General features: G+C 73.7%; 13 protein-coding genes. 7 read left to right on the forward strand and 6 right to left on the reverse strand.

Translation table 11 applies throughout. The annotated features are described in order from the left end of the window. The 3 genes from ACJOT3_RS26960 to ACJOT3_RS26970 all read right to left on the reverse strand — a co-directional run. The coding region (locus ACJOT3_RS26960) for an alpha/beta fold hydrolase (RefSeq protein ID WP_406975919.1) at positions 1–366 on the reverse strand (366 nt) is incomplete at its 3' end. Positions 367–670: 304 nt separating this feature from the next. Beyond that, complete coding sequence (locus ACJOT3_RS26965) at positions 671–1,495, reverse strand: aldo/keto reductase (RefSeq protein ID WP_406975920.1); 825 nt, start codon at positions 1,493–1,495, stop codon at positions 671–673. A 75-nt stretch (positions 1,496–1,570) separates the two neighbouring features. Further along, entirely contained in the window at positions 1,571–2,581 is a 1,011-nt protein-coding gene (locus tag ACJOT3_RS26970; protein WP_406975921.1) for an NADP-dependent oxidoreductase, read from the reverse strand. 192 nt (positions 2,582–2,773) lie between these two features. On the opposite strand from ACJOT3_RS26970, the gene ACJOT3_RS26975 reads away from it, so the two are divergent. The 3 genes from ACJOT3_RS26975 to ACJOT3_RS26985 all read left to right on the forward strand — a co-directional run bounded on the left by ACJOT3_RS26975 (position 2,774) and on the right by ACJOT3_RS26985 (position 5,687). Then, positions 2,774–3,664: a LysR family transcriptional regulator gene (locus ACJOT3_RS26975; RefSeq protein ID WP_406975931.1), complete on the forward strand. Its 891-nt coding sequence runs from the start codon at positions 2,774–2,776 to the stop codon at positions 3,662–3,664. Between the two features lie 116 nt (positions 3,665–3,780). Next, positions 3,781–4,770, forward strand: coding sequence for an endonuclease/exonuclease/phosphatase family protein (locus ACJOT3_RS26980; protein ID WP_406975922.1), 990 nt, complete (start codon positions 3,781–3,783; stop codon positions 4,768–4,770). Between the two features lie 74 nt (positions 4,771–4,844). Further along, a complete protein-coding gene (locus ACJOT3_RS26985) occupies positions 4,845–5,687 on the forward strand; it encodes a TIGR03619 family F420-dependent LLM class oxidoreductase (protein WP_406975923.1) in 843 nt (280 codons plus the stop codon). A 16-nt stretch (positions 5,688–5,703) separates the two neighbouring features. On the opposite strand, the gene ACJOT3_RS26990 is transcribed toward ACJOT3_RS26985, so the two are convergent. After that, positions 5,704–5,928 carry a helix-turn-helix domain-containing protein gene (locus tag ACJOT3_RS26990; protein ID WP_406975924.1) on the reverse strand — a complete coding sequence of 75 codons (225 nt, stop codon included), beginning with the start codon at positions 5,926–5,928 and terminating at the stop codon, positions 5,704–5,706. Between the two features lie 112 nt (positions 5,929–6,040). Here ACJOT3_RS26990 and ACJOT3_RS26995 point away from each other — a divergent pair, with 112 nt between their 5' ends. From ACJOT3_RS26995 to ACJOT3_RS27005, 3 genes are all read left to right on the forward strand, one after another. Then, positions 6,041–6,526: a GNAT family N-acetyltransferase gene (locus ACJOT3_RS26995; RefSeq protein ID WP_406975925.1), complete on the forward strand. Its 486-nt coding sequence runs from the start codon at positions 6,041–6,043 to the stop codon at positions 6,524–6,526. 69 nt (positions 6,527–6,595) lie between these two features. Next, the gene (locus tag ACJOT3_RS27000) at positions 6,596–7,183 is read left to right on the forward strand and encodes a cysteine hydrolase family protein (RefSeq protein WP_406975926.1); all 588 of its coding nucleotides are present in this window, start codon (positions 6,596–6,598) and stop codon (positions 7,181–7,183) included. A 7-nt stretch (positions 7,184–7,190) separates the two neighbouring features. Next, entirely contained in the window at positions 7,191–8,099 is a 909-nt protein-coding gene (locus ACJOT3_RS27005; protein WP_406975927.1) for a GlxA family transcriptional regulator, read from the forward strand. A gap of 75 nt (positions 8,100–8,174) precedes the next feature. Here ACJOT3_RS27005 and ACJOT3_RS27010 read toward each other — a convergent pair whose 3' ends face one another. Beyond that, positions 8,175–8,657: a DUF1269 domain-containing protein gene (locus tag ACJOT3_RS27010; protein ID WP_406975928.1), complete on the reverse strand. Its 483-nt coding sequence runs from the start codon at positions 8,655–8,657 to the stop codon at positions 8,175–8,177. Positions 8,658–8,796: 139 nt separating this feature from the next. Further along, complete coding sequence (locus tag ACJOT3_RS27015) at positions 8,797–9,567, reverse strand: class I SAM-dependent methyltransferase (RefSeq protein WP_406975929.1); 771 nt, start codon at positions 9,565–9,567, stop codon at positions 8,797–8,799. Between the two features lie 245 nt (positions 9,568–9,812). Between ACJOT3_RS27015 and ACJOT3_RS27020 the strand changes: the two genes are divergently transcribed. Then, entirely contained in the window at positions 9,813–10,724 is a 912-nt protein-coding gene (locus tag ACJOT3_RS27020; RefSeq protein ID WP_406975930.1) for a TauD/TfdA dioxygenase family protein, read from the forward strand. The last annotated feature ends 42 nt before the right edge of the window (positions 10,725–10,766 follow it).

Here is a 10,766-nt window from a genome sequence, read left to right on the forward strand (position 1 = left end):
CTGCGGCAGGAGCTCGTCGAACCAGGCCCCGTACGCCTCGATCCCGGGTCGGCCGACCCGCTCGCCGCAGCTGAGTCCGGGCTGGCCGGGCAGGTCCACCAGGTACACGGGGCGGTCCGCGGCCAGGGCGCGGGCCGCGGGCACCGTGGTGGCGGCGTTGAAGTTGGTGCCGGACAGGACCAGGACCGGGGTCCCGGGGCCGCCGGTGGACCGGAACGCCTGGGTGCTGCCCATGCGGGTGTCCACGGGGGGCAGGGGGCCGAGCTCGGGCCAGCGGCTGAGGGCTTTGTGGCACCAGGCGTGTACCGAACGCTCGGCGCTCTCGGAGCGATAGACACGCGCGGTGCGCGAAGGAACGACGGTCATGGATCTGGGATTTCGCGTAGGGAGAGTGCTGTCCGCCGGTCTGCTGCCCGGCGCGCCAAAAGAGGACTGTACGCCTCCCGTCGGCCCCGTGCCACTTCGGGGGTGGGCGCGGCCCCGGAAAGGCGTTCCACGGCCTCCCCGAACCCGAGAAATGTGTCCCCCATCGTGCCTTTTCGCCCCGTTCTACGGGGAGAACGACCGGTGATCGGAGGAAAAACGGACCGAAAATGACCGGCACCGGCCGCCGGTGTAAGAAAACGCCGGAGGGCGTTCCCGCACCGGGGACGCCCTCCTCGTACCGGGATCAGACGACGTTGAACGCGTCCGGGTCCGGCCCGATGCGGCCGTCGCGGTCCAGGGAGCCGATCCTGTCCAGGTCGTCACCCTCCAGTGCGAAATCGAACACGTCGAAGTTCTCCGCGATGCGGGACGGGGTCACCGACTTGGGGATCACGATGTTGCCGGTCTGGAGGTGCCAGCGCAGCACCACCTGGGCGGCGGACTTGCCGTACTTCGCCCCGATCTCGGCGAGCACCGGCTCCTCCAGCAGGCCCTTGCCCTGGCCGAGCGGGCTCCAGGCCTCGGTGAGGATGCCGTGGGCGGCGTCGAGCTCGCGCATGGACGTCTGGGAGAAGTACGGGTGCAGCTCGATCTGATTGACCGCGGGCACCACGTCGGTGTTCTCCAGCAGGCGGGCCAGGGTCTTCTCGGTGAAGTTGGACACGCCGATCGCCTTGGCGCGGCCCTCGGCGGCGATGCGCTCCAGCACCTTCCAGGTGTCGACGTAGGCGTCCTGGGCCGGGACCGGCCAGTGGATCAGGTACAGGTCGACGTAGTCCAGGCCCAGGCGCTCCAGGCTGGCGTCGAACGCCGCGAGGGCCTTGTCGGCGCCCTGGTCGTCGTTCCACAGCTTGGTGGTGACGAACAGCTCCTCGCGGGGCAGCCCGGAGGCGGCCAGGGCCCGGCCGGTGCCCGCCTCGTTGTCGTAGATGCGGGCGGTGTCGATGCTGCGGTAGCCGACCTCCAGGGCGGTCTCGACGGAGGCCTGGGCCTGGTCGTCGGGGACCTGCCAGACACCGAATCCGAGCTGCGGCATGCGGAGGCCGTTGTTGAGGGTGACGTACTGCATGGGTCCCTTTCCGGGTCACGGAGATGAGGTGGGGTTCGGGGGGTCGGTCGAATCGGCCGAATCAGGCGAAAACGCCTAGTCGGCCAGGCGGACCAGCATCTTGCCGGTGTTGGCGCCGCGCATCATGCCCAGGAACGCGGTGACGGCGTTGTCGATGCCGTCCACCACGGTCTCCTCCACGCGCAGGTCGCCGTCGGCCAGCCACCCGGAGGCGCGGCGGACGTACTCGTCCATGAGGTGCGCGTGGTCGCTCACGATGAAGCCGCGCAGGCTCAGCCGCTTCCCCATCGCCAGGCGGAGATTGTTCGGGCCGGTGACCGGGCCGGTGGCGTTGTACTGGGAGATCGCCCCGCACAGCGCGATGCGGGTGTGCTCGCGGGCGACGGCGATGGCCGCCTGCAGGTGCTCGCCGCCGACGTTGTCGAAGTAGACGTCGATCCCGTCGGGCGCGGCCTCGGCGAGGTGCCGCTCCAGGTCGCCCTCGCGGTAGTCGATGGCGGCGTCGTAGCCGAACTCCTCGACCAGGCGGCGCTTCTTCTCGGGCCCTCCGGCCGAGCCGATGACGCGGGAGGCGCCCAGGGCGCGGGCGATCTGCCCGGCGATGGAGCCGACCGCCCCGGCGGCGCCGGAGACGAACACCACGTCGCCCTCGCGGACCGGGGCGATCTCGGTGAGGCCGACGTAGGCGGTGAAGCCGACCATGCCCAGGGCGTTGAGGTAGGCCTGGGCGGGCACGGCGGCGGTGTCGACGATCCGGACGTCCCCGCCGGGCAGCAGGGCGTGCTCGCGCCAGCCGAGGGGGTGCAGCACGGTGGCGCCGACCGGGACGGAAAGCTCCCCGGAGGCGACGACCGTGCCGACCGCGCGGCCGTCCATGGGCTCGCCCAGGCGGTAGGGCGGCGCGTAGGACTTGACGTCGTTCATCCGGCCGCGCATGTACGGGTCGACGGAGAGCCACGTGTTGCGGACCAGGACCTGCCCGGGGCCGGGGTCGGGCAGGGTGGTCTCGACGAGCGCGAAGTCGGCGGGGACGGGCTCCCCGACCGGACGGGCGACCAGGTGGACTTCCCTGCTGGTGACGGGCACGGTGGAACCTCTCGAACGGGATGGGCGGGTGGAGCGGGTACGGGCCCCGCACGGTGGGCGGTGGGCCCGAGGGCCGACGCTAGTACCTCCACGTATTGATCGACCAATAAAATCGGCAAAGTGAGCCATAGGCATTCCAATGGATCGACGGCGGTCCTCGCGGACGCCCCCGTCGAGACCGGTCCCGCACCGCTGGATCTCCAGCAGCTGCGGACATTCCTGGCCGTGCACCGGTCCGGGTCCTTCACCGCCGCCGCGCAGGCGTTGCGTCTGTCACAGCCGACCGTGACCACTCAGATCCGCGCCCTGGAACGCCGGCTGGGGCACTCCCTGTTCGAGCGGCTGCCGCGCGGTGTCGCGCCGACCGCGGAGGCCAACGAGCTGGCGGCGCGGGTCGCCGAGCCCCTGGACGCGCTGGAGCTGGTGGCCGGTGCCGGCCCGGCGGCCCCGCACCGGCCGCTGCGGTTGGCGGGCCCGGCGGAGGCCCTACAGGTGTTGGTGCTGCCCGCCCTGGCCCCGCTGGTGGAGGCGGAAGGGCTGCGGCTGCGGGTGCGCCACGGGCACTCCGACGACCTGCTGGAGGAGTTGCGCGCGGGGCGGCACGACCTGGTGGTGTCCACGGTGCGGCCGCGCGGGCGTTCGCTGGTGGCCGAGCCGCTGGCGGACGAGGAGTTCGTGCTGGTGGGCGCGCCGCTGTGGGCGGAGCGCATCGGCTCGGAGCGGATCGCCCGGCAGGGGGCGCCGGCCCTGTGCGAGGTCCCGCTGGTGGCCTATGACGAGAGCCTGCCGATCCTGCGCCGGTACTGGCGGCACGTGTTCGGGGTGCGGCTGACCTGCAAGGCGGCGGTGGTCGTGCCGGACCTGCGTGCGGTGATGGCCGCGGTCGCCGGGGGCGCCGGGATCAGCGTGCTGCCCCGTTACCTGTGCCAGGGGGAGCTGGAGTCGGGGCGGCTGGTGACGCTGCTGGAGCCGGAGGACCCGCCGATCAACACCGCGTTCCTGGTGCGGCGGCCCGGGGTGGCGGAGAACTCCTGCCTGGAGCGGGTGCTGTCGGTGCTGTCCGCGGCGGGGCGCTCCTGGTGAACCCGGCCGGGTGAACGCCGTGCGGACCCGGCCGTGCGGACCCGGCGGCCGGATCCGGTCGCAACCGCCTTCCCACAACGGGGATCCCATCGTCCGGAGACGATACGGGAGGGCACATGGCGGAGCAGGCGGGGGCGCGGCACCGGTCGCGGCCGGTGACCGTGCTGGTGGGTCTGGTGGCGGCGGGGTTCGCGGTGTTCGCGGCCGTGCGCGCCCTGGGACTGGAGTCCGGGTTCCCCCTGGTCCCGCTGCTGGCCTACACCCCCTACGTGGCGGGGGCCGCCGTCCTGGCGGTCACCGCGGCCGGGGTCCTGCGCCGGTGGGTCAGCCTGGCGGTCCTCGCCGTGGCGGCCACGGTGCTCGTGGCCGCGGTGCTGCCCCGAGCGGTGACCTTCGCGGTGACCGACATGGGCGGGCCCGCGCTGCGGGTGATGACGTTCAACGCCCTGGGCGGCGGGGCGCGGGTCGATGAGATCGTCGACCTGGTCCGCGAGCAGGAGGTGGACGTGCTGGCGCTCCAGGAGGCCACCCCGGAGGTGCTGGCCGACCTGACGGCCTCCGGGCTCGACGACCTGCTGCCGTACGTCGTCGACCACTCGGGTCCCGGGGTGACGGGGAGCACCGTGCACGCGGCGCTGCCGCTGACCGACGCGGGGTCGCTGCGGGGACCGAACGGGTTCGCCATGCCCATCGCCGCGCTGGAGGTCCCGGACGCGGAGTACGGCGGGGCGGTGGAGGTGGTGTCGGTGCACACGCCTCCCCCGCTGGACCCGGGGTTCGTCGCGAACTGGGAGGCGGAGATGGCGGCGCTGACCGCTCCCCCGCCGCAGGGTGTGCGGCGGATCCTGGCCGGGGACTTCAACGCCACCCTGGACCACGCCGCCCTGCGCGAGGTGCTGGACGCGGGCTACCTGGACGCGGCGGCCGCGCTGGGCGAGGGCATGCGCCCGACCTGGCCGGTGCTGGGCCGCACCCTGCCGCCGGTGACCATCGACCACGTGCTGGTGGACCCGGCGATGGGGGTGGACGACCTGGAGGTGGTGGAGGTGGCCGGCAGCGACCACCGGGCGGTGATCGTCACGGTCACCCTCCCGGGCGGGCGCTGAGCCCCGCGGGGCGGAGGGGTGGCAGGGCGGCGGGGCTTGACCCTCACACCGGTGGCACGGTCTACGTTCGGGGCATGAGCGAACCGGACCCCGTGACCGCGACCCGTTTCCAGGTGGTGCTGCCCGACGAGTCCCCGGCCATGCCGCCGCGGGTCCTCACCGACCTCGCGCTGCGGGCCGAGGCCCTGGGGGCGGACACCCTGTGGCTGCCCGACCACCTGCTCCCGCCCGAGCCCTACGGAACGACCTTCGGCGGCGTGTACGAGCCGCTGGTGACGCTGGCCCACCTGGCCGCCCGAACCGAACGGGTACGGCTGGGCACGTCGGTGCTGGTGGCGCCGATGCGCGATCCGTTCACCCTGGCCAAGCAGGCGGCGACGCTGCACGCCCTGTCCGGCGGGCGTTTCGTGCTGGGGGTGGGGGTCGGCTGGTCGCGGGAGGAGTTCGCGGCGGTGGGCGCGGACTTCGCCACGCGCGGCGCCCGCACCGACGAGGTGCTGCGGCTGCTGCGGCACCTGTTCGAGGGGGAGGGGCCCTTCCGGGGGCGGTTCCACTCCTACGAGCGGGGGGTGTTCGAACCCCGACCGGCCTCGCCGCTGCCGCTGACGGTGGGCGGCGCCTCCGAGCCCGCCCTGGCGCGGGCCGCCGCCCTGGGCGACGCCTGGCAGGGGGTGGGCCTGGACGCCGCGGGCTTCGCGCGCCGCCGCGACCGGCTGCGGGAGCTCACCGGGCGCCCGGTGCGGGCGCAGACCCGGATCGCGTGGGCCGGCGGGGAGGCGGAGTTCGGGCGGGCCGTGGACCTGTACCGCGGGCTGGCGCGGGAGGGCGCGGACGCCGTGGCGGTGTGGTTCGGGGAGTGGGAGGGGTTCGGCGGCCGGATGGAGCGGTTCGCCGCCGCGGTCCGCCGGACGCCCTGACGGGACCCGGTCCGGGTCAGCCGAAGAGGCCGCCCCGGTACTTCTTGTGGACCGCCTGCTTGGACACCCCCAGGGCGTCGGCGATCCGCTCCCAGGTGGCGCCCTGGTTGCGGGCGCGGCGCACCAGGACGGCTTCGAGCCGCTCCATCTCCGTGCGCATGCGCACGGTGGCGTCCAGCCCCACCAGCGGGTCGGTGTCCTCGGTGGCGCGGGCCAGATCGGTCAACCGCTCGGCGTCCATGGATCGACTGTAATCGAGGCCCGCGGGCGCCGCATCGCAAGGGCCGCGCCGGGGCGGGGCCCCGGCCTGTGGCAGGGTGGGGACGTTTCAGAAACCGGACGAAGGAGTGCATGTGGGACACGGCATCGCGGTGGAGGAACTGGTGTCAGGGGTGGTCGTGGACCGCGCCCGGTTCGAGGACGTGCCGGCGATCGTCCGGCTGCTCGCCGATGATCAGTTGGGCGCTTCCCGGGAGTCGCCGGACGAGCCCGAGGTGTACCGGGGGGCGTTCGAGGACATCGACGCCGACCCGAACCAGTTCCTGGCGGTGCTGCGCCGCGGCGACCGGGTGGTGGGCACCCTCCAGCTGACGTTCATCCCCGGGCTGTCCCGGCAGGGGTCGCTGCGGGCCCAGGTTGAGGCGGTGCGGGTGCACGACGGCGAACGCGGCACCGGCCTGGGCACCGCGCTCATGGAGTGGGTGGAGCGGGCGGCCCGCGCCCGGGGCGCCGTGCTGGTCCAGCTCACCTCCGACCGGGCGCGCGAGGACGCCCACCGGTTCTACGAGCGCCTCGGCTACACGCCCTCGCACCTGGGTTTCAAGAAGCGCCTCGACTGACCGGATCGTTCCGGTGGCGGCCCCGATCGTGCCTGTCGGGACGCGGGGGCCGCGCGGGAGGATCGGGGCATGACGAGAGCACTCCTTGTGGTCGACACACAGAAGTCCTTCCTCCAGCGGGAGACCTGGCAGGCCTCCTCCAACCCCGACGTCGCCGACGACGTCGGCCTGCTCGTGGCGCACGCCCGGGGGCGCGGCGACCGGGTGGTGTGGGTCCTGCACACCGAGCCGGGGACCGGCAACGCGTTCGACCCCGCGGTCGGGTTCGTGGAGCTCATGGACGGGCTCAAGCCCCAGGAGGGCGAGCCGGTGCTCCACAAGACCGTGCACAGCGCGTTCGGCGGCACCGACCTACAGCGGATCCTCAACGGCTGGGGGGTGTCGGAGGTGGCTGTCTGCGGCATCCGCACCGAGCAGTGCTGCGAGACCACCACCCGGGCCGCCTCCGACCTGGGGTACGACGTCACCTTCGTGGTGGACGCCACCGCCACCGAGCCGATCCAGGCGCCCGGGTCGCAGCCGGGGCGGACGCTGGCGCAGATCCTCGCGGACCCGCTCACGCTGGGCACGGAGGACGTCGTCACGCGCACCGTGTACGCGCTGTCGGGGCGGTTCGCGCGCATCGCCACGGTCGCCGAGGTCGTCGGCGTAGACTGACCGGATCGTGACCCTCGTCAGTTTTCTCCTCATCCCGGGCGTGCACCTGCTGGACCTGGCCGGCCCGGCGCAGGTGTTCTCCACCGCGGCCGATCTGGGCCTGGGGTACGAGGTGCGCTACAGCGCGGCGCACGAGGAGGTGGTCACCGCGCAGGGCCTGGCCCTGCGGGTGGCCACCGACGACCCGCCGACCTCCCCCGGCGACCTGGTGGTGGTCCCGGGGTGGCGGGCGGGCGGGGAGACGCCCCGCCGGGTGCTGACCGAGGGGCAGGGCAGGGCGCTGGCCGCCCACCGCGCGGCGGGCGGGACGGTGGCGAGCGTGTGCTCGGGTGCCTTCGCCCTGGGCGAGGCCGGGCTGCTGGACGGGCGGCGCTGCACCACCCACCACGCCCTCCAGGACCTGCTGGCCCGCCGGTTCCCGCGCGCCCGGGTGGTGCCCGACGTGCTGTACGTGCCCGACGGCGGTGTGCTCACCTCGGCGGGCATCGCCAGCGGCATCGACCTGGCCCTGCACCTGATCACCGTGCGGCACGGGCCGTCGGCGGCCGCGGCGATCGCCCGGGAGATGGTGGTGTACGCCCGCCGCAACGGCGACGAGCCGCAGGCCGGGGTGATGCTGCGGCACCGGGGGCACCTGGTGGACGCGGTGCACCGGGTGCAGGACCTCATCGACGCCCGGTTCCGCGAACCGCTGCCGCTGGCGGAGCTGGCCGCGGCCGCGCGGGTGAGCGAGCGGACGCTGACCCGGCTGTTCGCGGCGGCGACCGGGCTCACCCCGCTTCGCTACCAGCAGGGGCTGCGCCTGGAGCACGCCGAGCACCTGATCGGCGCGGGCGAGACCGTGGAGGCCGCCGCCCGCGCCGTCGGGTTCGGCGACGCCCGCATGCTGCGCCGCCTGCGCTCACGCCCCGCCTGACCCGCCCCGGGTCAGGACAGGAGGGCCCCGGACGTGGAGGGACCCGCCGCGGTGCGGCGGGTCCCCGGGCGGCGGTCAGGCCTGTAGGGCCTCGACGAGCTCGCGCTCGTCGTCCTTGGACAGGTTGGTCTGGATGACCGTGGGCCGCAGCGGCTTGAACGCGTCGATGACGCGGTCGGCGGTGTTGATGTCGGCGAGCAGGAAGACGGCGGCGCGGCCGTCCTCAAGGTGGGAGCCGATCTGCTTGATCACGTCGTCGTCGATGCCGATGTCGGTGAGCTTGCCTGCGACGGCGCCGGTGGCGGCGCCGACGGCCAGGCCCAGCAGCGGGTTGAGGAAGATCAGGCCGATGAGGGTGCCCCACAGGGCGCCGCCCGCCGCGCCCATGCCGGTGGTGCTCACGGTCTGCTGGATGCGGGGGCGGCCCTTGTCGTCCTTGTAGGCGTAGGCGGCGTCCTCCAGCCGGAGCAGCTGCTGCTTGTTGAGGTCGGCGGCGATGTCCAGGGCGTGTTCGGCGGCGTCGCGGTCGGCCACGCCGAGGACGATGAGCTGTGACATGGGTGTGCGTTCTCCCGTCGTCGCCGGGCCCGGCTGTCGGGCCCGATCGGCGGGACCCTTCCCGGGGGCGGCTCCCGGCAATGTCAGGGGGCCTTCTGCATCCGGCAAAGCCCGCCGCTCCAGCCCGCCCGGGCCGGTCTCAGAGGCGGCGGGCGAGGAAGAGGCGGGTGACGTAGGGGACGCGGATGCGCCCGTCCGGGAAGTGGGCGCGGGCCAGGTCCGTGATGGCCGCGCGGGTGGCGTCCTCGCCCAGGGCGCGGACGACCGCGGCGACCTTGCTGGAGGACAGGGCGCCGCCCAGCAGCCGGTCCAGGTCCTGTTCCCGGGTCCAGGCGGTGGAGTAACCGACCGCGTCGGCCAGGCCGTCGGCGGCGTTCATCTCCCCCACCGTGTCGAACACCCGGTAGTCGCGCCGGTAGTCGTCGCCGTACTTCTCCAGCAGGCCCTCGTAGGCGTCGACGAAGTCGCTGGACTCCCAGTCGCGGTCGTTGTGCAGGACGGCGGCGGTGCCGCCGGGGGCCAGGACGCGGGCGGCCTCGGCGTAGAACGCGGGCCGGTCGAACCAGTGCACGGCCTGGGCGGCCAGGACCAGGGAGGCGGATCCGTCGGGGAAGGGGAGCGCCTCGGCGCGACCGTCCACGTACTCCAGGCCGTCGGCCTCCTCCGCGGCGGTGCCGCGCATGGCGCGGCCCGGCTCGACACCGACCACGCGGGGCCCGGGTCCGAACAGGTGGCGCAGGGTGCGGGTGGAGATCCCGGTGCCGGAACCGACGTCGAGCAGGAGCCGGGGCTCACCGGTTCCGGCCAGGACGTGCTCGCGGAGGTGCCCGGTGATGTCCGCGGGGTAGCCGGGGCGGAAGCGGCGGTAGCTGTCGGTGAGCCCGTCGAAGGCCTGGGTCCTGTCGGTCAACGGTGGTTCCTCCCGGTGCGGTCGGGCGACCCGCCCGGGCGGCGGGCCCGGGCACCAACCTAACGCGGCGCCTCCCGCGCGCCCGGTCCCGGGCTTCCCGCGAACCAAAACCTAGTATTCCTACTGACTTGGTTGACTTTTCCACAGTGTGGGACGTACTGTCGTGCCACTCGCCGCGAACGGACCGCGACCGGACGCGTGAGGTGACCGCCGCGCACTCCCGCCCCCTGTTAAGGAGCCCGCCCGTGAGCACCACCACGGACCTGACCGTCCGCCGGGTCGCCGGTCGCATCGGCGCCGAGATCTCCGGTGTCCGCATCGGCCCCGACCTGGCCGAGGAGACCGTCGCGGAGATCCGCCGCACCCTGCTGGCCAACAAGGTGATCTTCTTCCGAGACCAGCAGCACCTGACCGACGAGACCCAGGCCGGGTTCGCCGCCCTGCTCGGCCCGCTCACCACCCCGCACCCCACCACCGGCAAGGCGTTCGGCAAGGACCACCACGTCCTGCCCATCGACTCCGAACGCGGCAAGGCCAACAGCTGGCACACCGACGTCACGTTCGTCGACCGCCCGCCGCAGGCCAGCGTGCTGCGCGCCATCCACCTGCCGCCGCACGGCGGCGACACCGTGTGGGCCAACACCGCCACCGCCTACGAGGACCTGCCCCAGAGCCTCAAGGACCTGGCCGACGGCCTGCGCGCCGTGCACACCAACGACTACGACTACGCGGCCGTCGCCCCCGAGCGCGAACTCGGCGAGGACCTCAAGAAGTACCGCGAGGAGTTCGTCTCCATCCTCTACAAGACCGAGCACCCGGTGGTGCGCGTGCACCCCGAGACCGGGGAGCGGGTGCTCTTCCTGGGCCACTTCGCCCAGCACTTCTCCGGGCTGAGCACCAAGGACTTCACCCACCTGTTCGAGCTCTTCCAGCACCGGGTCACCCGGCCCGAGAACACCGTGCGCTGGAGCTGGCGCGAGGGCGACGTGGCGGTGTGGGACAACCGCGCCACCCAGCACTACGCCGTCGCCGACTACGGCGACGAGCCGCGCCTGCTGCACCGCATCACCGTCGGCGGCGACGTCCCCGTGGGCGTCGACGGCCGCCCGAGCCGGGCCCTGGTGGGCGACTCCAGCGAGTTCACCCCCGCCCTGTAGCGCTCACCTTCCGAACCCCTCCCCTTCCCCTGCCCGCGGCGG

Source organism: Nocardiopsis protaetiae, assembly GCF_045446735.1.
GTDB classification, from domain to species: domain Bacteria; phylum Actinomycetota; class Actinomycetes; order Streptosporangiales; family Streptosporangiaceae; genus Nocardiopsis; species Nocardiopsis protaetiae.